Source organism: Pseudoalteromonas sp. CuT4-3 (assembly GCF_035666335.1).
Taxonomy (GTDB): domain Bacteria; phylum Pseudomonadota; class Gammaproteobacteria; order Enterobacterales; family Alteromonadaceae; genus Pseudoalteromonas; species Pseudoalteromonas atlantica.
This window is the reverse complement of record NZ_CP142031.1, coordinates 281,458-306,469: the sequence shown is the minus strand read 5'-3', so window position 1 is coordinate 306,469 and position 25,012 is coordinate 281,458. Positions and strand designations below refer to the sequence as shown.

24 protein-coding genes are annotated in these 25,012 nt (G+C 39.9%); 5 read left to right on the top strand and 19 right to left on the bottom strand.

The window, feature by feature from the left end; genetic code table 11:
• Positions 1–42: 42 nt before the first annotated feature.
• From VOI46_RS18300 to VOI46_RS18250, 11 genes are all read right to left on the bottom strand, one after another.
• Entirely contained in the window at positions 43–780 is a 738-nt protein-coding gene (locus VOI46_RS18300) for a DUF1365 domain-containing protein (protein WP_004586409.1), read from the bottom strand.
• Positions 773–2,029 carry an FAD-dependent oxidoreductase gene (locus VOI46_RS18295; protein ID WP_004586410.1) on the bottom strand — a complete coding sequence of 419 codons (1,257 nt, stop codon included), beginning with the start codon at positions 2,027–2,029 and terminating at the stop codon, positions 773–775. Before VOI46_RS18295 ends, VOI46_RS18300 begins: the two co-directional genes overlap by 8 nt.
• A complete protein-coding gene (locus VOI46_RS18290) occupies positions 2,026–2,736 on the bottom strand; it encodes an SDR family NAD(P)-dependent oxidoreductase (protein WP_004586411.1) in 711 nt (236 codons plus the stop codon). Before VOI46_RS18290 ends, VOI46_RS18295 begins: the two co-directional genes overlap by 4 nt.
• A 2-nt stretch (positions 2,737–2,738) precedes the next feature.
• Positions 2,739–3,167: a nuclear transport factor 2 family protein gene (locus VOI46_RS18285; RefSeq protein ID WP_004586412.1), complete on the bottom strand. Its 429-nt coding sequence runs from the start codon at positions 3,165–3,167 to the stop codon at positions 2,739–2,741.
• 1 nt (position 3,168) lies between these two features.
• On the bottom strand, positions 3,169–4,560 hold the full coding sequence (phrB, locus tag VOI46_RS18280) for a deoxyribodipyrimidine photo-lyase (protein ID WP_004586413.1): 1,392 nt from the start codon (positions 4,558–4,560) through the stop codon (positions 3,169–3,171).
• Positions 4,560–5,513, bottom strand: a complete 954-nt coding sequence (locus VOI46_RS18275) for a DUF523 and DUF1722 domain-containing protein (RefSeq protein ID WP_096042971.1) — start codon at positions 5,511–5,513, stop codon at positions 4,560–4,562. Before VOI46_RS18275 ends, phrB begins: the two co-directional genes overlap by 1 nt.
• Positions 5,514–5,521: 8 nt before the next feature.
• Positions 5,522–6,202, bottom strand: a complete 681-nt coding sequence (locus VOI46_RS18270) for a ChrR family anti-sigma-E factor (protein ID WP_004586415.1) — start codon at positions 6,200–6,202, stop codon at positions 5,522–5,524.
• Positions 6,195–6,818, bottom strand: a complete 624-nt coding sequence (locus VOI46_RS18265; RefSeq protein WP_004586416.1) for a sigma-70 family RNA polymerase sigma factor — start codon at positions 6,816–6,818, stop codon at positions 6,195–6,197. The genes VOI46_RS18270 and VOI46_RS18265 overlap by 8 nt, the downstream gene beginning before the upstream one ends.
• A 69-nt stretch (positions 6,819–6,887) precedes the next feature.
• Positions 6,888–7,469: an LON peptidase substrate-binding domain-containing protein gene (locus VOI46_RS18260; RefSeq protein WP_004586417.1), complete on the bottom strand. Its 582-nt coding sequence runs from the start codon at positions 7,467–7,469 to the stop codon at positions 6,888–6,890.
• A gap of 223 nt (positions 7,470–7,692) precedes the next feature.
• Positions 7,693–7,971: a hypothetical protein gene (locus VOI46_RS18255; RefSeq protein WP_324738342.1), complete on the bottom strand. Its 279-nt coding sequence runs from the start codon at positions 7,969–7,971 to the stop codon at positions 7,693–7,695.
• Between the two features lie 226 nt (positions 7,972–8,197).
• Complete coding sequence (locus VOI46_RS18250; RefSeq protein ID WP_004586419.1) at positions 8,198–8,557, bottom strand: hypothetical protein; 360 nt, start codon at positions 8,555–8,557, stop codon at positions 8,198–8,200.
• Positions 8,558–8,723: 166 nt separating this feature from the next.
• Between VOI46_RS18250 and VOI46_RS18245 the strand changes: the two genes are divergently transcribed.
• Together VOI46_RS18245 and VOI46_RS18240 are read left to right on the top strand one after the other, a co-directional pair.
• Positions 8,724–9,353 carry a hemolysin III family protein gene (locus VOI46_RS18245; protein WP_004586420.1) on the top strand — a complete coding sequence of 210 codons (630 nt, stop codon included), beginning with the start codon at positions 8,724–8,726 and terminating at the stop codon, positions 9,351–9,353.
• Between the two features lie 609 nt (positions 9,354–9,962).
• Positions 9,963–10,862 (top strand): SDR family oxidoreductase, encoded by a 900-nt coding sequence (locus VOI46_RS18240; RefSeq protein ID WP_039972156.1) that lies wholly within the window; start codon positions 9,963–9,965, stop codon positions 10,860–10,862.
• Between the two features lie 271 nt (positions 10,863–11,133).
• On the opposite strand, the gene VOI46_RS18235 is transcribed toward VOI46_RS18240, so the two are convergent.
• The 3 genes from VOI46_RS18235 to VOI46_RS18225 all read right to left on the bottom strand — a co-directional run bounded on the left by VOI46_RS18235 (position 11,134) and on the right by VOI46_RS18225 (position 13,420).
• On the bottom strand, positions 11,134–11,685 hold the full coding sequence (locus VOI46_RS18235; protein ID WP_004586422.1) for a hypothetical protein: 552 nt from the start codon (positions 11,683–11,685) through the stop codon (positions 11,134–11,136).
• A 537-nt stretch (positions 11,686–12,222) separates the two neighbouring features.
• Entirely contained in the window at positions 12,223–12,534 is a 312-nt protein-coding gene (locus tag VOI46_RS18230; protein WP_004586423.1) for an MGMT family protein, read from the bottom strand.
• Positions 12,524–13,420: a LysR family transcriptional regulator gene (locus VOI46_RS18225; RefSeq protein ID WP_004586424.1), complete on the bottom strand. Its 897-nt coding sequence runs from the start codon at positions 13,418–13,420 to the stop codon at positions 12,524–12,526. Before VOI46_RS18225 ends, VOI46_RS18230 begins: the two co-directional genes overlap by 11 nt.
• A gap of 123 nt (positions 13,421–13,543) precedes the next feature.
• Between VOI46_RS18225 and VOI46_RS18220 the strand changes: the two genes are divergently transcribed.
• From VOI46_RS18220 to VOI46_RS18210, 3 genes are all read left to right on the top strand, one after another.
• The gene (locus VOI46_RS18220; protein WP_004586425.1) at positions 13,544–14,626 is read left to right on the top strand and encodes an efflux RND transporter periplasmic adaptor subunit; all 1,083 of its coding nucleotides are present in this window, start codon (positions 13,544–13,546) and stop codon (positions 14,624–14,626) included.
• Positions 14,627–14,628: 2 nt separating this feature from the next.
• Positions 14,629–17,709, top strand: coding sequence for an efflux RND transporter permease subunit (locus VOI46_RS18215; protein ID WP_004586426.1), 3,081 nt, complete (start codon positions 14,629–14,631; stop codon positions 17,707–17,709).
• Positions 17,710–18,189: 480 nt separating this feature from the next.
• Positions 18,190–18,627 carry a hypothetical protein gene (locus VOI46_RS18210; RefSeq protein ID WP_232423969.1) on the top strand — a complete coding sequence of 146 codons (438 nt, stop codon included), beginning with the start codon at positions 18,190–18,192 and terminating at the stop codon, positions 18,625–18,627.
• Between the two features lie 9 nt (positions 18,628–18,636).
• On the opposite strand, the gene rluF is transcribed toward VOI46_RS18210, so the two are convergent.
• From rluF to glgC, 5 genes are all read right to left on the bottom strand, one after another.
• Positions 18,637–19,623 (bottom strand): 23S rRNA pseudouridine(2604) synthase RluF, encoded by a 987-nt coding sequence (gene rluF, locus VOI46_RS18205; RefSeq protein WP_004586428.1) that lies wholly within the window; start codon positions 19,621–19,623, stop codon positions 18,637–18,639.
• Between the two features lie 76 nt (positions 19,624–19,699).
• Complete coding sequence (locus tag VOI46_RS18200; protein WP_324738368.1) at positions 19,700–20,779, bottom strand: DUF418 domain-containing protein; 1,080 nt, start codon at positions 20,777–20,779, stop codon at positions 19,700–19,702.
• A gap of 34 nt (positions 20,780–20,813) precedes the next feature.
• Positions 20,814–22,028: an HDOD domain-containing protein gene (locus VOI46_RS18195; RefSeq protein ID WP_004586430.1), complete on the bottom strand. Its 1,215-nt coding sequence runs from the start codon at positions 22,026–22,028 to the stop codon at positions 20,814–20,816.
• A gap of 91 nt (positions 22,029–22,119) precedes the next feature.
• Positions 22,120–23,655: a glycogen/starch synthase gene (locus VOI46_RS18190; RefSeq protein ID WP_004586431.1), complete on the bottom strand. Its 1,536-nt coding sequence runs from the start codon at positions 23,653–23,655 to the stop codon at positions 22,120–22,122.
• A gap of 41 nt (positions 23,656–23,696) precedes the next feature.
• On the bottom strand, positions 23,697–24,998 hold the full coding sequence (gene glgC, locus VOI46_RS18185) for a glucose-1-phosphate adenylyltransferase (RefSeq protein ID WP_004586432.1): 1,302 nt from the start codon (positions 24,996–24,998) through the stop codon (positions 23,697–23,699).
• Between the last annotated feature and the right edge of the window lie 14 nt (positions 24,999–25,012).

Genomic DNA, 25,012 nt, shown 5'->3' with positions numbered 1-25,012 from the left:
TATAATTTTATCGCTACCTGCAACTAAGCTTGTTTAAATATACTAAGGTTTTCCTGAATGACCTAAAAAAGGAACCCTTTTAATAAACAGCTTAAGTGCTTGCACATAAATACCTTTGAAAATAGACAAAGTCATCGCAGGAAATTTTTTTAATAATTTATTAACTTCTTGCTTCGTTAACTGACTTCGCTTTAATCGTAAAGACGCGTCGAATAACAACTCATCCCCACGTTTATTTTCTATATGAATTAATGTGTTATCGGCTGAATGTTGTACCTGCCAATGGTAGTCCATATCTAAATTCATAAAGGGTGATACGGAGAAAGCCTTCTTAAAGTTCACTTTTTTTTGTAAGGGCACCAAATAATAATGGCGCTCATTCCACGGCGTATTGCTTACCTCAGCCACCATATATTTAAAGTTATCGGTGCTATTACCGTAAAAGTAAAAATTTACAGGGCTGAAATAAATGCCCATACACCTAAGTTGGCCAAGCATATAAATATGCGAAAACGTCTCTTTAACACCTAGTTTTTCTATTTGGCACTGTGCACGTTCAATAATACTTAATGGCTCTGAGTTTGGCAGTGTGTTTAAATAATCGGCTTGATTAAAACGCAGTGCTTTAAACCCAAAAGTACCTAACATAGGGTGAATGTTATTAAGCAATAACGGATTTTTTAAATCTACCCACATCATATAAAGCGGGTATTTAAACTGATGGTTTTTTACCGCAAAGCGCCTGTGCCTTACATCGCCTAAGTATACAGCGCTATTCAAATTCAACACCTAATTGCTTAGCCACATCTACCCCACTGCGAACACCATCTTCATGAAAACCGTTATACCAATAAGCACCACAAAAATAGCTATTATTTTGGCCATCAACAGTGTGCTTGAGTTTTTGTGCGGCAATGGATGATTCGTTAAAAACAGGGTGATGATAAGTAAACTCACGTAATATATTTGCTTTGTTAATCCCTTCTAAGTGATTAAGGGTTACACAAAATTGTGTATCTGAGTCAATACCTTGCAGTATATTCATTTGGTATGTAACAACCGCTGCTTTGTCGGTATTTTCGTTTAGTAAGTAATTCCAGCTAGCCCAGGCGGCTTTTCTATCTGGCAGTAAACTGGTATCTGTATGCAATACTACCGAGTTTTCGGTATAAGGAATTGCACCTAATACAGCGTGTTCTTGCTCAGTCGCATCACCAAGTAATGCAAGGGCTTGATCTGAGTGACACGCAAATACCACTTTATCAAATTCAGCTTGTTCGCCATTTTCAAAAGTAATAATTACTTTATTATCAACACGCGTAACCGTCTCAATGTCGGTATTTAATTTTATCCGCTCTGCAAAACCTTTAATAAGCGGCTTAATGTATTGCTTAGACCCACCAGGGATTACATACCACTGCGGCCTGTTTGTAACATCAAGTAAGCCATGGTTGTAAAAAAAGTTTACAAAAAACTCAACCCCTACATTTTGCATCTCTTTGATGCTGGTTGACCAAATAGCCGCCCCCATAGGTAAAATGTAATGGTATTTAAAAAAGTCATTAAAGCCGTGCGTATCTAATAACTGACCCAGCGTTTGATCTTTAGGGTAGTTTTGCTCGCTGTGCATTGCTTTACATAATTTATTAAACTTAACTATATCGCTTAACAAGCGCCAAAACTTAGGCCTAAATATATTTCTTTTTTGAGCGAATAAGCTGGCAAAGGTGTGTCCGTTGTACTCAAAACCACTTGCTTGATTATGAACACTAAAGCTCATTTGTGTTTCTTGTCTGTCTACGCCAATGCGCGCGAGTAGTTTTTCAAAGTACGGGTAAGTGCGGTCATTAAATACGATAAAGCCCGTGTCTATTGCGCGTTTAACCCCAGCATCAGATATCTCTACTGTCGCGGTATGACCACCAATGTAATCGTTTTTTTCAAATACAGTAATATCGTAATGCTTATGCAGTAAATGAGCACAGGTTAAACCCGATACGCCAGAACCTATTATTGCTATTTTTTTCAACGGGCTAATCCTTTTGCTAAACGTAACCAAAGTGGTAACGGTAAAATACGTAATGCTTTTAAAATAAGCGTAAACCGATAAGGAAAATGAACTTCTTTACGGCGTTTATTGATCCCCTTAATCATATAATCGGCGGCCTCTGTAGCAGTAACGGCCATAGGCATTGGGAAATCGTTTTTATCAGTAAGGGGGGTTTTAACAAAACCAGGGTGCACCAACGTAACATCAACATCGTTTAAGTCGATTGCTAAGCTTTTCGCTAAATAGCTTACCCCAGCTTTAGATGCGCCATAAGCCTCAGAGCGTGGCAGAGGTAAATACGTAACGCTTGAGCTAACAAGCACAAGTTGTCCGCCCGCACTAATTTTTGGTAATAGTGCCTCTAGGCAGTAGCCCATTGCCAGCAGGTTTACTGAAATAACTCGCTCAAACAAAGCGCTGTCAAAGTTACGGGCATCATCTACATACTCACAGTTACCAGCGTTAAGAATAACCTTATCAAAAGCACTAAACCCAAGGGTTGCTTGCTTTATGTCTTTAAGGTCTGTGGCATCAAACTGACACGCTTTAATATTGGTGTGTTTTTCAAGTTCAGCTAACTTTTCAAGGTTCCTACCGCAAGCAATTACCGTGTTGCCTTGCTGAGCGTACTTTATTGCAAGCTGCTCGCCAATACCTGAGGTTGCACCTGTAATTAAAATATTCATCGCTACCCTGCTCGTTTATCTATGTAATTTATAACGCCACCCAAAATAGGAATATGCTTGTATAGCATTTCAGCTACATTAAAATAGTCGCGGTGGTTAATAATTTTACCTTCTTTAAATACCAGCTTACTGTGCCCTTCTACCGATATAGTTTTGCCAGAAGCCAGTTTTGGGTGGGCGTAATGCATAGTCCAATACAAAAATGCTTTATCATCACGCTCGTAGGTGTCACTAATATCAAACTGACAATGCTTAACATTACTATATAGATTAGAAAAATATCGGGTAAGCTCGCTTAGCCCGTGTATTTCGTGCATTGGGTCTTTAAATTTAATTTGCTCGCTGTAAATATCATTAAGCAAATGCAGGTTTGATTTATCGAGTTGTTGATATATTCCTACAAATTTTGCTACCGGTAATGCTGTTTCCATATCACCCCTTAAATGCAGCTATTGCACGCTCGCGAGCTGCTTTATGATCTACGATTGCCGGCCAGTAACATTGCTTATCAGCCCCTATTGACGCTAAATAAGCATGAGGAAAATGAATATGTTTATCTGGCACTTTTTCAAGCTCTGGTAAATATTTACGTATAAATTTACCATTAGGATCAAAGCGCTCACTTTGAGTGATAGGATTAAATACGCGAAAATAAGGCTGCGCGTCACAGCCAGTGCTTGCAGCCCACTGCCAGCCGCCATTATTAGAGGCTAAATCGCCATCAATAAGGTGCTGCATAAAAAACTGCTCGCCTTCACGCCAATCAATTAATAAATGTTTGGTCAAAAAGCTGGCAACTACCATTCTTAAACGGTTATGCATCCAGCCGGTTTGAACTAACTGTCTCATCGCTGCATCAACGAGTGGGTAACCTGTTTTCCCCTCGCACCAGGCTTTAAACTCAGCCTCGTTTTTACGCCATTTAACGCCATTGTACTTTTCGTTAAAGTTATCACCACGAGGAAGCTTAGGAAATTGCGCAATTAAATGACGATAAAATTCGCGCCAAATAAGCTCGTTTACCCAAGTAAAAGTTTTACTTTTAGATGTTGTTAAAATATCTGGGTAGCGGTTTTGAATATTAACCAGTAACTGCTTAGGGCTTATAATACCCAGAGCTAGATAAGGGCTTAAACCCGATGTGCCTTTAATGCTGGGTATATCACGCTGTTCGTCGTAGCTACTTAATTTGTCGCAAATAAAATTATCAACAATGGTTGCTAAGCTTTCATCGTCAACTGGCCATTTTTCTGAACTGCCATCACTTTTAATTGCCTGTGCGTTGTTATTTATCGGCTGTTTTTTTAAAGGCCACGGTAATAAGCTAAAGTGATTATCTTGGTGTTGTTTAAGCCACTGTTTTTTAAATGGCGTAAACACTTTGTACATTTCGTTACTTTGGTTTTTAACACTGCCTACAGGCGCTATTACATCTCCCTCATAGAGGGTAAACGTAATATTTTTATCATCACACTTTGCAAGTATTTGCGCATCACGATTTACTTCATTTAACTCATACTCTTTATTAGCAATTACATGTTTTACCTGATGTTTATCGCAAAATGATAAAAGCGCACTTTCACAATCGTCAAAGTAAGGAGCGTCAAAAATATGCAGCTCTATTGCGTACTGCGCTAGCTGCTCGCGTATATAATTGAGACGTCTTTTTAGTAAATCTATTTGAATGGAAGCGGCGTTGTGTTGTTGCCATTGCTTTTCGCAGATAAAAAAAATGGCCTGTTTAGCGCCATTATTTAGCGCTTCAATAAGCGCTTCGTTAGAAAAAAGGCGCAAATCGCGCCTAAACCAAAAAAGTGTATTCATTATATGCCGTAACGTAATTTTAGTTCATTAGGGTAAGGATTAAAAAACACCTGCTTTTCTAGGTATTCATTAGGGTGTACTTTTAAGTGATGTTTTAACAAGGTAAGCGGTACGTACAAAGGCACTAAACCTTGACGGTATTCGTCGATGGCATCGCGTAGCTCTTGCTTTTCAACCTTAGATAAGTCTTTTTTAAAGTAGCCCTGCAAGTGCATTAACGTGTTGCAGTTATTCCTGCGTGATGCAGGCTTTTTAAGGCCGTTCATTAACCCAAGAATGTACTCATCTGCTAAAGCGTTAATATCATCACCTTTATAAGTACCAAGTAAATTACCTAAGTCGCGGTAAGCTTGATAATTATGAGCCATTAATAAGTACTTATATTGCGAATGAAACTGGGTAAGCTTATGCACTGTGAGCGGCTCAGAAGCTAATAACTGCCACTGTTTGTACGCGTACACGCGCATTACAAAGTTTTCGCGTAAATGCATGTCGTTTAAGCGGCCGTTTTCTTCACATGGCAGTAATGGATTGTGCTTCATTATTTGCTCAGCAAAAAAACCAACGCCTTCGGAGGTATTGCCGGTGCCCGCTTCGTTATAAATTTTAATTCTTTCCATACCGCAGCTAGGGCTTTTCGCACAAAAAACAAAACCACTTAGGTTTTTAGCTTGCTCTGTGGCTACTTTTTTACCGTATTCAGTTAGCTTAGGCCCAACATCGCCAGTGCCATCTGGGCGACATACTTTTATTGTATCGCCTACGCGTACTTGGCGTATGGTTGGCCTAGGAATAGGTAACCCTACGGCTACCTCTGGGCAAAAACGCGTGTACTCTACATGTTTTCCAAGTTCATCCATACAAAAGTTAGACTTTTTATGGCCTGTATCAAAACGTACTTTTTCGCCTGCTAAGCAGGCGCTAATACCTATTTTTATTGTGTCTGTTTGCATAAATTCTCTTAATAAATCAAGTTACCTATAGGATTAAGTAACTTACTGAGCCCTTTATTAAAATGTAGCGCACTACTGACTACTGTAAAGCATAAACAGCCATCTTTTGTAAGTGGGGTGTGCTGATGAGAGCCATCTTGCCAAATAAAATCCCCTGGCACGTAACTGCCCTCTTCATCACTAAACTCACCATCAAGTAGCAAGGTTACTTCAAAACCAGTATGAGTATGCTCGGGGATTTCGCCCCCTGCGCCAATATGTAAAAGGCTTGAGCGCAATGGGCCATCATCAATAGCAACGCGAGAGCGAGCAAGCTTACCCACTTGCGTAAAACGCCCATGCGAAATGCGTGTTAAGGCGCGTGGTAATTCGTAGTTATGCTCGTTAACTTGTACGGTTACCGGCTCAACTTCGTAAACTTCATCAATGCTAGCATCGGCGGTTATCAAATCTAGCAGGTCAGCGTCAAAATCTGGTGCTTGTAAGTCGTTACTTAAATTTAATGCATCAGGGGCGTATGGCGGCTCGCTAAATACATCCTTTGCATTAGCGGCTTCAAGTTTTGCCACTTTTGCTTGGCAAACTGGGCACATATCAACGTGTATAGATACCGCAACACTTAACGATGCAGGTAACTGCGCTGAACAATATTGTGCTAGTAAAGATTCACTAGGGTGATGTTTAATCATGCTGATCTCCCATTTCATTACGTAATTTTTGCAAGGCTAAACGTAATCGTGATTTTACCGTGCCTACAGGAATATTTAATTGTTGAGCAAGTTGCTCTTGCGACATATCTTGGAAATAAACACCTCTGACTACCTCTCGCTGTGCGGTTGGTAGTTTGTCTAGGTAACGTTTAATTTGTTGATCTTCCAAGTGGTCGCTAAATTCAAGTGTTGTATCTTGAGATTCGTTAATAAGTGGCCAAATATCTTCGCTTATATTTTCTTCTTTATTACTTTTCATTTTACGGAGCATATCAAATGAGGCATTACGCATTACGGTATATACCCAAGTCGTCGCAGCCCCTTTATCGCTGTGATACAAATGCGCTTTACGCCACACTGAGGTTAGTGTTTCTTGTACAAGCTCCATTGCTTGTGCCTCAGAGCCAAATTGCTTAATTCCAAAGCGTTTAATTTTTGGCGAAAAGTATTCAAATAAGTAAGCAAACGCTCTTTTGTCTCGCGAAGTAGCTACATCAAGCAGAGCTTGCATAAGCTCTGCACTTGGCGTTTCTGGCATGGCAGTATATTTACCTGTATTAGGTTCACAACGTGGTGAGGGTTGTTGACTTACCATAATAATTAATCCCGTGTATGCTTTTGTACATATCTATACGCCAAGCAGTTAAACGCAGATCACATTATTTTAGGCAAATTCATTGTTGATCACAGTATGGAGGAAGTTTAGTAAGTTAGCAAAGTTACTTTCGAACGCAAGTTGCTGTTTTTTATCGATAGATATAGGTAATAGTTCAAGCCAGCGGGCAGCTACCCAGGCTAAATTATCAAACTTGGTTTGCCTATATAAACTAGAAAGCTCTTTATTGTTTAAAAATATGTCCTGCAAAGAATCAGACAAACGTTGATTATCAGCCGAAATTTCACTGTGTGAGTCATTGTACCAATACGGCGTATTGCAATCGCTTAATAAGCCATGGCGCAATTCACTTTCATCTTGGTAAACGTCATTTATTTGCACGCTTTTAGCAGCGTACACATCAATAAGTAGCATATTGCTAGGGTCTTGATCAAAGTCGATAATATCGACCAAACAGCCCTGAGCGCTAATATTAAATGGCGTGTCGTGCTGGTAGGTGCATAGCACAAAACCGACATTATTTTGTAGTGCGGTTTTTACCATGTTTAAATACCTAGGCTCAAATATACGCAAACGCGTATAGCCTTCTGGTAACACAAATATTGGTAATGGGAAAATCGCACGTTTCATAAAGTCTACTTCTTTAAATTACACTGCCTTTATTTACGTGCGCTTTTACTAAGTCGATCAGCTTACTCAAATCGAATTATTTACCTATAAATTAAAAGTTGATCCAACTTCCCATACTTTTTATTACTTGAACCATATAGTAAACACTAATCATGCTTACAACAGGCGCCAACATAAGTGCAAATAATCCTAATTCGTTACTCATCGTCTTATCCTTTTACACTTATTTAGCTTTAACTTGCGTAGTTACCGGCATTGTAGACTGCGTGGTAACGTCAGCTTGTTCTTGCGCTTGATTTACAAATTGCTCAAGTACTGCCTGGGCATCAAAACTAAGGCTCTGCAAAATTGATTGTTCAAGTTCTGCCGTTGCTTGATTAATATAGCTTGTTACGTTTTGCGTTATAATATCAGTTACATCTAAGTCCACTTCACTCGCATGTACTTGCGAAGAACCTAATACTAATAAACTTGCCATAGCGATTTTAATTGAATGTTTCATAATGGTATTCCTTGTTGTGTATATTGTTTAGACGCAATAACATAATCAAGGGTTGTGCCAACAGAAAAATAAAAATTAAATCATTGATATATAAAGACTATATTAAAAACCATACAGCAACGCAGTATTCAGTCTTGGTTAATTTAACTAACCTTTTTAATTTTTTGACTAACTATTAGTAAATATTTTTTAGCTCACTATTTGCAGTTTAAAACAACGACTACCATTACTTTTTGTTTTGCGTATCGGGTTTAACTTTTTTACCTAACCGATAAGCATCAGCCATACTTAGTAACCAAATGACCACCATTAAAGGAAGATATTTATATTCCCCAAGCTGAGCACATTCACCTGATGGATTACGAGCGGCTTGTAAAATGCCTGAAGCCGTCATCGGAATTTTACCTGCTAAAATTTCATTTGCGCTACATTGCGCTATAGCCAAAATATCACCTAATGTCATAAACAAAAGTAGCGTAAATACACCTGCAAAAATACAGCCTATTAAATGCTTTTTAAGCGAAAAATGCCCTGCCCCTGGATAAACAATGGCAGTAAGTAAAACGGCTTTGAGCTCTTTTTTCATGATAAACGTGCCTAATTAATTGAGACTATACGACCACACTATACCCGATTAATTCCTTTTAAAATCAATAAAAGTACGGTGACAAATTTACAGTAAAAATGCTGACATTGAAACATTGAGCGTACACCTGTACACTCAAGTTTAATTAATAAGTGGTAGGACTAGTATGACTATAGAGGCACCCTATTCTCGCAAAGAAGAAAAACTCAATGTATTAAGCCATGCACTGGGAATATTTTTTGCTGTGTTTGTAATGTGGGATTTATTTAAACAAGCCACCAGCGTAAAAGCTTATATTAGCACCGCTGTATATGGGGCTAGTTTATTTGTATTGTTTTTATCATCCACACTTTATCACGCCAGTGTACAGCCAAAATTACGCGCTTTTTATAAAAAGTGCGATCACTGCGCTATTTACGTATTAATAGCAGGTACGTACACCCCATTTTTGTTGCTATCTCTTAATGGATGGTGGTCTTGGGGCACACTGAGTTTTATTTGGGCAGTCGCGCTTGGTGGCGTTGCTTATAAAGTGCTGGTTAAAAATGGTAATAAAAAAGTCTCGCTGGCTACCTACTTACTTATGGGCTGGTTTGCCCTTGCGATTGTATACCCACTTTATTTAAATATTGATGTAAAAGCACTGTACTGGTTACTGGCCGGTGGCATTTTTTATAGCTTAGGAACATTATTTTATAGCGCTAAAAGCACTCAATTTAGCCACGCAATTTGGCACCTCTTTGTAATAGCTGGGTGTGTGTGCCACTACATTTCAATTACTAATTACGTGTATTAATGCATGTAATTAGTAATTTTATGCTACGTACATAAACCGCAATAATTTGGCTACCCTTCTATATAAAAGCGCGATAAAAGCGCGTTGTAGCTTAGGCGATATCACCTAAGCCTTAATTAAAAACGCTGTTATTTACGGCTTTGACTATAAGCCTATCACTATCCTTACTCGCCTAATTAACTAGCTCGATAAACAGCGTGTAACATTTTCGGTACTCTTATCCATTTTTTACCCATTTTATTCACTTACTCTTTTCTTAGTTTTAAAATTAATGCTTTAAAATGAGTAATATAGCTTCATATTTTAAATGTAACGCTATGGCATATCTATTGCTCCTTCAATATAAATGGTCAGTAAAACCTTGGCCAAGCAAATACGTTAAAGGAGATACAAAGTGGGCGCATTCCAAGCTGACTCTACAATTGAGGCAAGTGCTACATTAGTAAGTTGCTACTTATACTCAATATTTTACAACCACACCCACTTTTACGTCTATTCCCGCCAAGCAAAGAGGTAGGTAACACGCATTGCTGCGTTATATGCCATTAGGCTCTTTGTGATTACATGCAGTTAATCCAACTTAAACTTTACGTTAAAGGAGACGTTGATATGCCAACTAACCAATTTACGATGCAAGACCCTAGAAGCCAATATCAAATGGGACGGACCGAAAAAGACAGTGATCAACCAGACCCAGGCCTAGATGAAATTTTAAAACCTAAAGCAGATCACGGCGAAGATACCTATGTAGGTAGCGACAGATTAAAAGGCCGCAAGGCGTTGATCACCGGGGGCGACTCGGGCATTGGCAGAGCGGTTGCCATTGCATTTGCAAGAGAAGGTGCCGATGTGGTTATTAATTACTTAGCCAGCGAAGAAGCCGATGCGAAAGAAACACTCGATATATTAAAAGCTAGCGGTAACAAAGCTTGGGGAATTGCAGGCGATATCTCTGATGAGAATTTTTGTAACGACCTTGTGGCGCAAAGCGTTGAGAACTTAGGCTCAATCGACATATTAGTGAATAATGCGGGTAAACAACAGTTTGTTGCCGAGTTAGACGATTTATCTACCGAGCAATTTTGCCAAACATATGCAACAAATGTATTTGCTATGTTTTGGATAACAAAAGCGGCGGTAAAACATATGCCACCGGGCGCTAGTATTATTAATACAACCTCTATCCAATGTTATCAACCCTCTGCTGGGCTTCTTGATTACGCATCGACTAAGGGCGCAATTACAAGCTTTACTAAAAGCTTAGCAAAAATGGTGATTGATAAAGGCATTCGGGTTAATGGGGTTGCTCCTGGGCCAATTTGGACCCCACTTCAACAAAGTGGCGGCCAGCCGGCTAAAAAACTACCTGAATTTGGTGATAACGTACCATTAGGTAGACCAGGCCAGCCTGCTGAACTAGCACCCACCTATGTATACTTAGCATCGCAAGAGTCAAGTTACATTACCGCTGAAATAATGGGCGTGACAGGTGGGCAGCATCTACCTTAATCATGATAGTTACTTATATTAGTTAATCTCAGCTTATTGATTTTATAAAATAATGGCGGCGTATATACGCCGCTACTATTACCTAGCCTTTTTTCAATTATACCTAAATAAGCCCCACTAAGTATTGGTGAGGCTCTGGTTAACAATACCTTAGACAGCACCTTAGCTTGGTACTAAAACCTGTGCTCACGCAGCACTATTTAGCTCAGTGTGAGCAAGAGCGTGCCTATTTAGACACGCATAAATTAACTGCTTAAATAACTCAAGCAGATTAAGTGTTATCTTTTTTAGCACGTATACCGCGAATGAACTCTTCTAAATAAGGCGTAAATTCTAACGCAAGTGCTATAAATAGCACCGTTGCCAAGTAAGTTATCGGTAAAGGAGAGGCTTTTAATTGCAGCGTAAAGTCAGGAGGAAAGCCGCCAGGTGTAAATAAAGCGGTAAATTGCTCCCAATGGCGCGCAATAATTAATACCAAAGCTAACAGGGGTATCATTTCTAAAAAACTGTGTATATGTTGCTCTATAGGCCCTACCCTTCGCTTACTTACTGCATAAGTTACATCCCACATTGCTGTAAGCTCATGCAGAAAAAACAACACAATACAAAGGGCAATAATCAAACTATTAACTTCAAAAATTAAAACTAGGATTAACGGGATGCCCACTTCGGCAAACATTAATAAATGAATAAATGACTCTTTAGCACCGCTGGTTGTAGAAATATTACTACGTCGATGACAAAACCAATCAGCAATGCCAGCAGCAAGCCAAACAGGGATCACAAAGTACATTAAAATCAATAAAGTTGGGTCAGTCATAGTTTGTTAGTCCTTAATATTTGGTTTTAATAACCCTCATGCTTAAAACTAAACATTTACACTTCATCACCTTGATCATTTATCACTAGCGATGTGAAAAAACATATTTTTCAAATAATTTATCAGTCACTTTTAAGATGGCTTGAGGATTACTTACGCTTTTACCTTTTTGTAAATGAGATACCATTTTTAAACATGCCCTTGAGCCAGCATTTGGTATGCTCAATATCTATTTACAACTAATAAGTAGTTCAAGTGTTATGCCAAATCTCGACGCTTAATTGATTTAATGCCATTTTAGCTATAGGTAGGTGTGGAGGTGTTTTTACTTTGCCGTATATATTTTTATTGTGTAAAAAATAGAAAATATATCGCTTTTCATTGTAAGTTTTTCATTCACAAAGCTAGATAAGGAGGTTGTGTTAAAGGCTGAATAACCCTATTTTTTGTAGATTTACGCTAGCTAATAACAAAAAAAGTTAGCCGCACACTTGTAATAAATCAGCCTTTAAAAGCTCTTTTACGACAATACGTTCACTACTGCCATCTATACTCGCGCATATTTACTTTGCCGTTTTTAAAGCTAACCCCTTCTAATAATAGCTTTTGGCGCTGCTCTTGGTATTTATCACTGCCTGCAGGAAATGATATTTTACCCTGGCTGTTTACTACTCTGTGCCACGGTATAACAGAATCATCTGGCATTTGCTTTAAAAGGCGCCCTACTAAGCGTGAATTTTGCGGATAACCGGCAAGCGTTGCTACTTGCCCGTAGCTTGCAACAAAACCTGCAGGTATATTTGCAATAATGGTGTAGATGAGGGTTTCTTTATCAATATTATCGGTCATTGACGTACGCCTCACTGAGTACTTTAAATTGCTCCCAAATAGAGCGCGCAATAGGGCCATGGTGTATTGCATCACGCCTAAATGCACGTACTTCTATACCAAACTCATCTTCTCTGTCGTTTATCTGTATTTGCTGCAACAGCCCTGCTTCTATTTCAGGGGCGCAATAGTCTATGTTCATCATTGCCCAGCCGGCACCAGCAAGCAAAAACGACTTTAAATTGGTAACATCGTCAATCTTCATTAAGGCAGAACCTTTTGAGTAAGAAAGCTTGTCGGTGTCTATGCTTAAGTCACTTTCAAACATGGCCAAACACGGGTAATTTTGTAGCTCATTAAAGGTCATGTACTTAGGAAACGCATTAGTAGCTGCAATAATACCAATGTTTAATTTACCAATAGGTAGGCTCTCTAAGTGCCCTGTTGCATGAAATAAGTCAAACCAGGGGCCTATGCCTAACTCCACTTGCCCACTATTTACTTGTTCTAAAGAGACAAAGCGTTTACCACTGGTTAAATTAAACTCCGTACGCTTAAATAGTCTAAAAGTATTACTTATGATCTCGTTATAACTGTCTTTTTGACAAATTTGCTCGTAGCAAATTCGATATTGTGGCTCGTTACCCAGCGCAAGCTCTTTAGCAAGCTGTGCCAGCTCATCATTTGCATGCAATAATTGTTGAGCTTCGCGATGAAAAACACGCCCTTTTTCAGTTAACTGTAATCGGTACTTGCTTCTATCGAGTAGTTCAAAGCCAATTTTTGCTTCTAGGTTTTTAATTGCTAAGGTAAGCGCAGGCTGAGTTTTATGTAATTTAAGCGCCGCGCCACTTAAACTTGCACTTTGTACAATGGCATCTAAAATTTGTAATTGATTCAGCTTCATACTGCGCTCAACATGATCATAAATAAAACTTATTATGTTTCTAAAATTTAATGAATTTTATTTTATATGGTTGCGGCGTATCCTGCACTTAATTATTTTGCCCATCATTGCCACGGAGAAGACATGAAACTCTTTCGTCTATGTATACTTACTACGACTTTACTTACCTTAATGGCCTGTTCTGAGCCAGAAAAGCAAGTAAAAGAAGAGCCCATTAGGCCTGTAAAGTTATTCAATATAGGACATGATTCGCAAACAAATGTGCGCAGCTTTCCTGCTGAAGTGGTTGCTAACCAAGGCTCGTACTTAGCATTTAGAGTCAATGGTGAACTAGTTGAGTTTCCGGTATTAGCAGGTGAAGAAGTTGAAAAAGGACAACTTTTAGCAAAGCTTGACCCAGAGGACTTTCAATTACAGTACGATGATAGAAAAGCCCGTTATGAGCTTGCTAAATCACAACTTAGCCGCATTGAACAATTACTTGAAAAAAGAGTCGCAAGTCAATCAGAGTACGATGAAGCATTGGCCAATATGCAAGTGGCAGAGTCTGCCTTTAAAATTGCCGAAACCAACCTAGAATACAGCGAGCTGCGCGCCCCATTTGCAGGAACTGTAGCCAAAGTATTTGTTAAAAACTTTGAAAACATTCAAGCCAAGCAAAACATTTTACGCCTAGAGACCCGCGATTTAATGGATGTAGAAATCCAAGTTCCTGAAAAAATAATAGCGCGCATTAAAAAAGGCAGTGACTACCACCCTACCGTTGTGTTTGACGGTTATGATAATAAAGAGTACACCCTTGATTTAAAAGAGTGGGACACGCAGGCCGATCCTACTACGCTTACCTACAAAGTTGTTTTTTCGCTACCAGTGCCTAAAGACTTTAACCTACTTGCAGGGATGACGGGCCGTGTATTTATCGATTTATCAAAAGTAACCAGCTCGCAAGTGGCTTACACTATTTTGCCGGTTGAGTCGGTTTTTTCTGAAGCTAAAGAAAGCGTGTCAGATAACGCCTATGTGTGGATATATAACCCAGAAACTGGTGTTGTTAATAAACAAGCCGTTAAAGTGGGCCAAGTACACCGCGACGGCATTGAAGTGTTAAGCGGTATTAAAGAAGGCCAAATTGTCGTCTCTGCTGGCGTACACTCATTAGATGAAGGCATGAAAGTAAGTCCATGGAATAAAGAGCGAGGCTTATAATTATGAGCTTTGCGCAACTCTCCATAGAGAAAAAAGTAATTAGCTGGATGTTTGCACTACTGCTGTTAATTGGCGGAAGTGTGTCGTACTTTGATTTAGGCCAACTAGAAGACCCAGAGTTTACGCTTAAAACCGCCATGGTTATTACTATGTATCCGGGTGCATCGCCACAACAAGTAGAGGAAGAAGTCACCTTTCCTATCGAAAACGCGATTCAGCAACTCCCCTACGTAGATTATGTGACCTCTATTTCCTCAAATGGTAAGTCGCAAATATCGGTAGAAATGAAAAGCACCTACCAAAAAGAGCAGCTGCGCCAAATTTGGGATGAAATGCGCCGTAAAATTAACGATTTAGCGCCTTCACTCCCGAGTGGCGTTTACCCAAGCACCATTTTAGATGACTTTGGTGATGTATACGGCGTTATGTATGCGGTTACCGGCGATGGCTACTCTTATGATGAACTTAAAGATTACACCGATTACTTAAAGCGTGAACTCGTACTGGTTAAAGGTGTGAGTAAAGTGACCATTGCTGGTGAGCAACAGCCTCAAGTAATGGTTGAAGTGTCTACCCGTAAATTAGCGCAGCTCGGTATTGCCCCAAGCCATATTTTTGGTTTACTGCAATCGCAAAATACAGTCTCTAACGCAGGTAAAATTAGAGTGGGCGATGAGTCTATACGCTTTCACCCAACCGGCGAATTTAAAGATGTTAAAGAGCTCGAAACCCTACTTATATCTAAACCCGGTGCTAGCGAGCTTATTTACTTAGGTGATGTAGCCAAAGTATTTAGAGAATACGCAGAAGTACCCAGCAATGTTATTCGCTACAACTCAGAACAAGCGCTTTTAATTGGCGTTTCGTTTATGAATAGCGTGAACGTAGTAGATGTAGGTAAACGTATTGACGAGCACTTAGCAGAGCTTGAGTACCAGCGCCCACATGGCATACATGTAGAATCGGTGTATAACCAACCTAAAGAAGTAGAAAAATCGGTAGATGGCTTTATTGTCAGCCTAGTAGAGGCGATTGCCATTGTAATCGTAGTACTGCTTATATTCATGGGGTTTAAAAGCGGTATTTTAATTGGCGGTATTTTATTACTCACCGTTTTAGGCACCTTTATATTTATGAAGTTGTTCGCCATAGACCTGCAACGTATTTCTCTGGGTGCGCTTATTATTGCCCTTGGTATGCTGGTAGATAACGCCATAGTAGTAACCGAAGGCATATTAATAAATTTAAAGCGTGGCCAAACTAAGTTAAAAGCTGCGGTTAATATTGTAGAACAAACTAAATGGCCGCTACTAGGCGCTACAGTTATTGGTATTACTGCGTTTGCCCCTATTGGCCTAAGCTCTGATGCGACCGGTGAATTTGCGGGTAGCTTATTTTGGGTATTGTTTATATCGCTTTTACTAAGCTGGATCACCGCCATTACGCTTACGCCATTTTTTGCAAATTTAATGTTTAAACAAGATGAGTTTAAAAAAGCTAAAAATGCTGAGGGCGAAGAGGAAGATGACGACCCATACCAAGGCTTTATTTTTACCGGCTATAAAGCACTTTTGGATGTGTCTATGCATTATCGTAAAACCACGCTTGTGCTTATGGTCGTGCTCCTTTGCTCGGCTGTGGTTGGTTTTGGTGCGGTTAAACAATCGTTTTTCCCAGCCTCTAACACGCCTATGTTTTATGTAGATTACTGGCAGCAACAAGGCTCCGACATAAGAGCAACGCTAGAGGGAATTAAAAAGCTTGAAAACTACCTTCAAAAAGAAGAGCTAGTTGAAGAAATAACCAGTACTACAGGCCAAGGTGCTCCACGCTTTATGCTTACTTATGCACCGCAAAAGTCGTACTCGTCATACGGGCAGCTCATTATTAGAGTAAAAAACCGCGAGGCGGTGGCTGTAGTGATGCAAAAAGTGCGTGAATACTCGCAAAATACACCGCTTTCAGCTGAGCTTAAAATTAAGCCTATGGAAATTGGCCCATCATCCGATGCTAAAATTGAAGCACGCTTTACAGGCCCCGATCCGGTAATACTTAGACAATTAGCCGCCCAGGCTGAAGAAGTTATCGCACAGGACGACGGCGCTTATAATATTCGTGATGATTGGCGCGCACGCACTAAAATGATTCGCCCTCAATTTAACGAACAAAAAGCGCGCCGCTTAGGTATTAGCAAATCTGACCTTGATGATGTACTGCTTACTAGCCTTTCGGGCAAGCAAGTGGGTGTATATCGTGATGGTACGCAACTTTTGCCAATTATTGCTCGCTCACCGGCAAATGAGCGCCTAAATGTAGAAAGCGTTCACGATTTACAAATATACAGCCCTGTATTGGGTGTATTTGTGCCAGTAACGCAAGTGGTTGACGAATTTGTGGTTGAATGGGAAGACAGCCTAATTATGCGCCGCGACAGAAAGCGCACAATAACGGTAATGGCCGATCACAACGTATTAGGCGATGAAACTGCCGCTAAGTTATTTGCACGCGTGCGCGGGCCCGTAGAGGCAATAGAGCTACCGCGTGGCTACAAATTAGAATGGGGCGGCGAGTATGAGTCGTCATCGGATGCGCAAGCCGCTATATTTGGCTCATTACCGCTGGGTTATTTAGCGATGTTTGCGGTAACCGTACTGCTGTTCAATTCACTTAAACAGCCTTTAGTTATTTGGGCTACAGTGCCACTTGCCATTATTGGTGTGAGTGCGGGCATGTTAATAATGAATGCGCCATTTAGCTTTATGGCACTACTTGGATTACTAAGTTTAAGCGGGATGCTAATTAAAAACGGCATTGTGTTGGTCGATCAAATAAATCTTGAGCTTCGCGATGGTAAATCGCCTTATCAAGCTGTGTTTGAATCTGGCGTTAGCCGTGTACGCCCTGTAGCCATGGCGGCTATTACCACCATTTTAGGTATGATCCCGCTGTTGTTTGACGTGTTCTTCCAGTCAATGGCGGTAACTATTATGTTTGGTTTAGGTTTTGCAACCATACTCACGCTTATCGTAGTACCTGTGCTTTATACTGTTGTATTTAGAATAGACTACGAGCCTAGAAAGTAATTTAAAAGCCTTAAAGGACATTTAAAACGCAGCTTACCTCACAGTAGCTGCGTTTTTTATTATTTAAACCGAGGTTAAAGATGGACTTAATAAACTAGGTTGTATTTGTATTCTCTTTGGCTATTTTCGCTTTATAACCGACGAAAATGGCAATGTAGATTTAAACAACTACCGTTTCACGGGCGGTATTACATTGGTAATAACAGGCATGTTTGACGGTACTTACGATTTAATTACACGGCTGCGCTCTAAAAACAGCGTATCTGCATTAGCCGTTTATTTAGGACTTTTTTTACTTTATATTGGCGTTGTGTTTTATAAATAACCCCTCAAATGACAGCAAAACAACTTTTTAGAATAATAATTACCACTAGTTTACTATTCCCACCCCTATTTTTTATTGCTTGGGATGAAAATCTCGATCCCCCCTTTATTGCCAATACCGCTTATGATTTTTTAACACATAAGCTGCTTCCTGTTTTGTCAGTAATAATTAGTATTGCAGGGGGGATGTACGGATACAAAAAGTACAACGCATGCAAAACGTTTAAATCAAATTTTAAAGATTATCTAGAGCACTATGGACGGCTTAGGGGCTGGCTGGGTATTTTGTTTATACCGGTTTTGGTTTATTTATGGCTGTGGGCTAGTTTTTGTATTTCAGTAAAGTTATGGACGTATTATTATAGCGACAATAGCTGGCAGCAAGAGTACCAGCTACTGGCTGTAGAGGCGTGCCCGAGTGATTACGAATACAGCTGCGCAAAACTGGTTGTGCTTGATTTACAAACTTACAGAAAGCGCTCTTTTAGGTGGTATTTAGATAAACCAGCATTAAAGCGGCTAAAAAATGAGAAAATAAACATCGTGGGCGTTAAAAGCCCACTCGGTAACGTTGTACATCAAATACAATGGTAAGTGTGCACGCTATTTTTTTAAACTTAATGTGCCAGATGAACGCGCTTTACCGTTTGCTGGCTTTTTGTTGTTTGCGCTTTTGCTATCGCCTTGCGTATTTTTGCTAGCTCCCCCTTTACCTACATAGGTGGTTGAGCGCTTTTGAAAAGGGGTATTACTTCTTTGAGTGCGAGTGCCTCGCTCATTATTAAAGGCGCGTGGGTTTTCCCCCTGAAAATCACGCTTTTTAGGCTCGCGTTTGTTATTGGCATTTTGCTTATTGGTATCAACCGAATGCTCTTGCGTTTTACCCGAATCAGCAATGGAGTCATTAATTTGTGCCATTTCTACGTCGGTTAAATGTCGCCACTGGCCTACTTTTAAGCCCTTTAACGTTACATTCATAATGCGGGTACGTTTAAGGGTCACAACTTCATAACCTAGGTATTCACACATACGACGAATTTGGCGGTTTAAACCCTGCGTAAGCACAATTTTAAATTCTTGCGGAGCTGTTTGTGTCACTTTACATTTTTTTGTAACGGTATCTAAAATAGGAATACCGTTGGCCATTTTGCTCACAAATTGGCGATTGAGTGGTTTATCAACTGTCACCACGTATTCTTTTTCGTGGTTATTACCCGCTCGCAAAATTTTATTAACGATATCGCCTTCGTTAGTTAAAAAAATCAATCCTTCTGAAGGCCTGTCTAAACGGCCGATAGGAAATATACGGGTGGGATAATTAACGGCTTTGACAATATTACTTTGAATTTTACTCTCGGTGGTACAGGTAATACCCACTGGCTTATTATACGCAATGTACACGCGTTTTGGTTTTTCGCGCAGCGGTTTTCCATCGACTAAAACAGTATCGGTATCAGCCACTTTTACGCCCATTTCAGACGTATTACCATTAACCGTTACACGACCTTGCTCAATATATTTATCGGCTTCACGGCGTGAACAAAAACCTGTTTCACTAATAAATTTATTTAAACGTTTTAATTCGGTCATGGCACTTAATGGTCCTAATTTTAAAGGCGACTAGTGTAAACCACACGCCATTATTTTTCGCCCCTAATTTAAACCTTTACGCATTAATTTTTGCAATTTTTGCTTGAGTTAACCTGCGCCAAACATATTCCAGCGGCCCTTGCTCATAATAGCGACAATATAAAGCTGTAAACAATAGCTGCCCGCTAACCAGGCCAGTCGCGACTATCCAATAGTCTATTCGGTTAAAACTTAATACCCACTGCGGATACAACACTTTATAAAGCAACAGCTGCATCAGTGTTTGGCATATATATAAGGTAAAAGCTAAGCGCCCCGCCTGCTGAATAAGCTGGCCCACATGAGCACGGTTATTACAAAATTTAACGATGAGATGAATATAAAATACAGCCATGAACAATGCGGCAAAGGTATTTATAAACTCTTGTATGGCTAACCCTGCTCCTCCTGTAAACTTTGACGTATAAAGCCTCATGCCTGAAAAAATAAAGGCGCCAGCTATGCAAACAATAAGTTTCGGCTTAGTTAAACCTTTACTAAAAACCTCATTTTTATATAAATATATGCCAATCAGCATTAGCCCTACGCACAGCCACATGATCATGATAGGAACAGCTACCAGCATTAATATATTCATACCTAGGTTACTCAAAAAGTAATCGCTGTAATGAGGGCTATATAAATCGATATATTGTGCTGAATCACGATAAACGACCTCATCAGGCGCACTAAAAAGCACCAACCCCGTGGCTACACAACCAATTAAAAGAAACTCCCCTGCCCTTTTTACAAGCAGTTGGTTATTACTTTGTAAATATTTTAGGGCAAACCAGGCAGATACACCGTACAAAAATAAAATGTCGCCAGCCCAAAGTAAAAAACCATGTACCAAACCAAAAATGATAAGCCAATGCAATCGCGCTTTTAAAGGTGCTGTTGATTTAACTTTTTGCCACTGAATATAAAGCCCTGCCCCAAACAGTAAGCTAAACAGCGTTCTAAATCGGCCATCAACAAAAAAAGTACTCACAGCATGGATAAGGGTGTCGCTAAAAGGCGGGGTAGATAAAGGAATATAGCTATAATCCATTAAGCCAAACGCATAGCCATTCATATACACCAAGCAAAGCACGGCAATGCCGCGAATAAAGTCCATATTATAATTTCGCATAATGAGCGGTTACTGTCCTTTAACTATTATTTTTATAATTATCTGCCCAATCTACGGCTTGATTATATAACCCTGGCAGCACATCACTTTTAACATTAAGTAATATAACGGCTTTTTCTAATGTCCACCAGCTACCTGTTTCGTACGCTTGTACTACATTTAAAATATAATATAGGGTGTTTTTTTCGTTTAATAACGCCGCTTTAATATCATCAGGAAAAGGTAATTTTTCGACTAATAAACTCATAGGTTGATCGAGTATCGCATCTAGTAACGAAAACAAGCCGGTTAAAAACGCCTCACCCGCCAACGATTTAGACACCTGCTTTGCTATTAGCTCACAAAAGCGTGCTCTAACTACACACACTTGCATTAATTCTGCTGGCTTTTTACCCGCGGTGTGCGCGGTAACAATTAAACTAACAAACTTTTTTAAACGCTCATGCCCTAAATACACTAACGCCTGTTTAATAGATGATATTTTACTCTGAATTGGAAAAACACCGCTGTTAATTAGCCGCATAAGCTTATAAGCCAAGGCCGCATCGGCTTCAAATAACGTACTAATTTGCTTTATATCTGGACTTGGTTTCATTACTTGCGCGTAAATAGCCACAACTACCGCATAGTTATAATCAATGTCTTGCTGTTCGTGCATTGTGGGCTTGGCAAAAAAGTAGCCTTGGAAGTAATCAAACCCCATTTTATGTGCTTGGTGATAATCGGCTTGGGTTTCTATTTTTTCTGCTAATATTTTTATTTTTTTATGCTGTTTTAGTTTTTCTACAATCTCAGCAATATCTGATAAAGGCGTTTGCGCAATATCAAACTTTACTAGCTTAATAAACTTTAAAAATCGCTCCCATTGCTCGTTATAAACAAAGTCATCTAATGCGAGTTTATAGTTTTTATGAAAAAGCTCTCTGCAAAGCTGATAGTTATCGTCGGTGGGTTCAATGGTTTCTAACAGCTCAATGACCACATCTTTACAGGGTAAAAAGTCACATAAATTGTGCTTTAAAGAGTCTGGGCCTATATTTATCAGTGCCGTTTTACCTGAGGTGATGTGGCGTGTGCCTAAATTAAGCTGGTTTTCCATTATTAGGCGAGCAGTTGCTTGACCTTCTTCTATATCGGGAAAAAAGTTTTCAGCACTATTACGAAATAAAAGCTCGTAAGCAACTACATTTTGCTTACGATTGAATATTGCTTGCCTTGCAACAAATACAGACACATTACCTACTTCTTATTTATATACTCAAACTAAGTAATTAATAGCGTAAATAGGTATAAATGTCACTTCTACTGCGTTTAATTTTAATGATTTAGCAATACATGCTTGAAATATAATCAGCAGCGACCGTTTCCCACGAAAAACGTGCTCCTTTAGCATTAGCTGTAATGTTACTCCATTGCTTAGGATTTTGCTGTTTTAGCGTAAGGGTTTCAGTTAAGCATGTCATTAACCCATCAACTTGCTCATCCAACGAGCCGCCAGAAAATGCAAAGCCATTGTTGTTGTGGCTTACGGTGTCTTTTAAACCGCCAACACTGTGTACTAAACAAGGTTGCCCTGCGCGCATAGCAAGCATTTGACTAATTCCGCAAGGTTCAAACGAGCTTGGCATTAAAAATAAATCCCCAAGCTCATATAGGCTATCGCCAATACCTTGCCCATAACCTTTTAAAAACAATAAGTTTGCATTGCGTGCCATAGCTTTGGTAAAAATGCTTTCAAGGGTTTTGTCACCAGAGCCTAAAATAATAAGACGACCTTTAAAACGGTTAATTATTTCACACACTTTATCAAGCGCTAATACATTACCGTATTGTTGGCAAAGTAATAACACCTTTTGCTCGGTCAGCCTACCAACACTTGTTACAAGGGGCCCATCTATTGGCGTGTTTTTAAACTGCAGCATGCGCTGATGCGCCACATAGTAGCTCGTTTCAAGCTGCTCATGTTTTGCCATCCAGTTAAATAAAGTATGTTCAATACGCTCATACAAGAGCGATAAAGTAACCTGCTCAGGGTTTTGCTCAGGGTATTCACAGCCATTTAATATTCCCACAACCTTGCCTTGAGCCGATTGATTTTGTAAATCAAGTTCTAAACCTTCTCCACCAAAAAAACCTTGCTGATAATTACTCGGCTTTAGTACCTCGGTACTGTAAGTAGGTGAGACTAAATGAACTTTATCTGCCAAATTTATAGCACTGCGCATAGGATTAAAACAGTGTGGGTAACGAGGGTCGCACAAATGTTGCCCGTTATAACCTAACGAAGGAAACCAAGCCTCTAAACTCGAGTCGTCGTGCTTAAAAGGCCTGATCCCTTGCAATGCTAAATTATGAACTGTATAGGCAATATGTAAATTAGCGAGGGTATCGTAGCGTTTATCAAATTTTAATAATACGGCGACACACGCGCTATGCCAATCGTGTAAATGCAGTGCTTGAGGGCGCATTATTAAACCCTCTAGCAGCGCTTCACATAGAGCGGCACTAAATAATGCATATTTTGTTGCATCAGTAGCAAAAGGTCGTCCGGGTTCGTCATTGCAATACACCGAACCCGATTGGCTAAACAGTGGGTGCGAAATAACAAATTGATTAATGTGTGTGTTGTCATCACTTATTTTAAATAAAGATAATACCTGTGGCTGCGCTCTAAATATAACAGTGACATCACCTATATATTCACGTTGCAGTTGCTCAAACCCATAATCAGGAATAACAACATCTACGCTCACGCCTTGTGCTGCTAGTGCTTTTGGGGCATCTCTGACTACATCTGCTACCCCGCCCACTTTAGCGTTTGGTAAAGCATCGTTTTCTGCGGCAACCATTAATACATGCATTTATTTACTACTTCCTTAACCTTTGTTATTCGCATCCGATTTTAAGCGAACTTTTTATTTTCGTGAGCTTGGCGTTCAAGCTTTTTAGCAAGTTCCGTGAGCATATCACGGGTGACTAATACGATGCCTTTTTTAGACACCCTAAAGCCATTTTCTTCATCGGCTTTTCTATCGTAGCCAATTTCAAGCCCTGCGGGTATTTCACAGCTTCGATCAATTATGGCTCGCTTAATTTTACAATGACGATTAATGAGAGCCCCGGGTAAAATAACCGATTGCTCTATTTCGCAAAATGAACGCACGTGCACGTTTGAAAACAGCAGTGATTTTCTAACCACTGAGCCCGATACAATACACCCTCCTGATACCGTTGAGTCTACCGCCATACCGCGTCTATCTTCATCATCAAAAATAAACTTAGCCGGTGGCAACTGCTCTTGGTAGGTCCAAATAGGCCAGGTTGGATCGTATAAGTCTAGCTGTGGCTCGGGCATTACCAATTCCATATTGGCCTCCCAAAACGAGTCTAACGTTCCTACATCGCGCCAATAAGGTTGCCCTTCTTGCATGGGATCTCTAAACGGAAACGCATACACACTGTGCTCTTCTATAATTGCCGGAATAATATCGTGCCCAAAGTCGCGGCCAGAACCTTCATTTTCAGCATCTTTTTTTAGCTGCTCAAATAAAAACTCAGTATTAAACACATAGTTGCCCATAGAGGCTAAGCAGGTACCTGGCTTACCAGGGACAGAGCTGGGGATCGAAGGTTTCTCATCAAAGCGACATACCCGATTTTTTTCATCAACAGTCATTACCCCAAAGGTATCTGCAGCCTCTTCAACAGGTACTTCAAGGCAACATACTGTCATGTCGGCGCCTTTTTGCACATGCTCGGCTAATAGAGCGCCGTAATCCATTCGATAAACGTGATCGCCTGACAAAATCATCACATATTTTGGCAGTTCGTGGCGAATAATATCCATGTTTTGAAAAACCGCATCGGCAGTCCCACAATACCACTCATCGCCATTACGCTGAGATGCGGGTAAAATTTCAACCGACTCCCCCAGCTCCTTTTTAAAATGGCCCCAGGCGCGATTAACATGACGAATCAAAGAGTGCGATTTGTACTGTGTGGCTATGCCTACACGCCTCACACCCGAATTGATACAATTTGATAATGGAAAATCGATAATACGGTGCTTACCGCCAAAATAAACAGCGGGCTTTGCGCGCCAATCTGTCAATTCGTGTAAGCGTGAGCCGCGTCCACCAGCCAGTATTAACGCGTACGTATCTCGGGTTAAGCTACTTATGTAACGATTTGCATAACTAGGCATAATACTCTCTCCGT

What these genes read in the sequence shown, in the direction of transcription:
- VOI46_RS18215 (WP_004586426.1), top strand. Translation starts at nt 14,629, where the DNA reads ATGAGCTTTGCGCAACTCTCCATAGAGAAAAAAGTAATTAGCTGGATG.
- VOI46_RS18230 (WP_004586423.1), bottom strand. Translation starts at nt 12,534, where the DNA reads ATGACCGATAATATTGATAAAGAAACCCTCATCTACACCATTATTGCA.
- VOI46_RS18245 (WP_004586420.1), top strand. Translation starts at nt 8,724, where the DNA reads ATGACTATAGAGGCACCCTATTCTCGCAAAGAAGAAAAACTCAATGTA.
- VOI46_RS18220 (WP_004586425.1), top strand. Translation starts at nt 13,544, where the DNA reads ATGAAACTCTTTCGTCTATGTATACTTACTACGACTTTACTTACCTTA.
- VOI46_RS18250 (WP_004586419.1), bottom strand. Translation starts at nt 8,557, where the DNA reads ATGAAAAAAGAGCTCAAAGCCGTTTTACTTACTGCCATTGTTTATCCA.
- VOI46_RS18285 (WP_004586412.1), bottom strand. Translation starts at nt 3,167, where the DNA reads ATGGAAACAGCATTACCGGTAGCAAAATTTGTAGGAATATATCAACAA.
- VOI46_RS18275 (WP_096042971.1), bottom strand. Translation starts at nt 5,513, where the DNA reads ATGCAAACAGACACAATAAAAATAGGTATTAGCGCCTGCTTAGCAGGC.
- VOI46_RS18265 (WP_004586416.1), bottom strand. Translation starts at nt 6,818, where the DNA reads ATGGTAAGTCAACAACCCTCACCACGTTGTGAACCTAATACAGGTAAA.
- VOI46_RS18235 (WP_004586422.1), bottom strand. Translation starts at nt 11,685, where the DNA reads ATGACTGACCCAACTTTATTGATTTTAATGTACTTTGTGATCCCTGTT.
- VOI46_RS18270 (WP_004586415.1), bottom strand. Translation starts at nt 6,202, where the DNA reads ATGATTAAACATCACCCTAGTGAATCTTTACTAGCACAATATTGTTCA.
- rluF (WP_004586428.1), bottom strand. Translation starts at nt 19,623, where the DNA reads ATGACCGAATTAAAACGTTTAAATAAATTTATTAGTGAAACAGGTTTT.
- VOI46_RS18200 (WP_324738368.1), bottom strand. Translation starts at nt 20,779, where the DNA reads ATGGACTTTATTCGCGGCATTGCCGTGCTTTGCTTGGTGTATATGAAT.
- phrB (WP_004586413.1), bottom strand. Translation starts at nt 4,560, where the DNA reads ATGAATACACTTTTTTGGTTTAGGCGCGATTTGCGCCTTTTTTCTAAC.
- VOI46_RS18225 (WP_004586424.1), bottom strand. Translation starts at nt 13,420, where the DNA reads ATGAAGCTGAATCAATTACAAATTTTAGATGCCATTGTACAAAGTGCA.
- VOI46_RS18190 (WP_004586431.1), bottom strand. Translation starts at nt 23,655, where the DNA reads ATGCATGTATTAATGGTTGCCGCAGAAAACGATGCTTTACCAAACGCT.
- VOI46_RS18290 (WP_004586411.1), bottom strand. Translation starts at nt 2,736, where the DNA reads ATGAATATTTTAATTACAGGTGCAACCTCAGGTATTGGCGAGCAGCTT.
- VOI46_RS18240 (WP_039972156.1), top strand. Translation starts at nt 9,963, where the DNA reads ATGCCAACTAACCAATTTACGATGCAAGACCCTAGAAGCCAATATCAA.
- glgC (WP_004586432.1), bottom strand. Translation starts at nt 24,998, where the DNA reads ATGCCTAGTTATGCAAATCGTTACATAAGTAGCTTAACCCGAGATACG.
- VOI46_RS18260 (WP_004586417.1), bottom strand. Translation starts at nt 7,469, where the DNA reads ATGAAACGTGCGATTTTCCCATTACCAATATTTGTGTTACCAGAAGGC.
- VOI46_RS18255 (WP_324738342.1), bottom strand. Translation starts at nt 7,971, where the DNA reads ATGAAACATTCAATTAAAATCGCTATGGCAAGTTTATTAGTATTAGGT.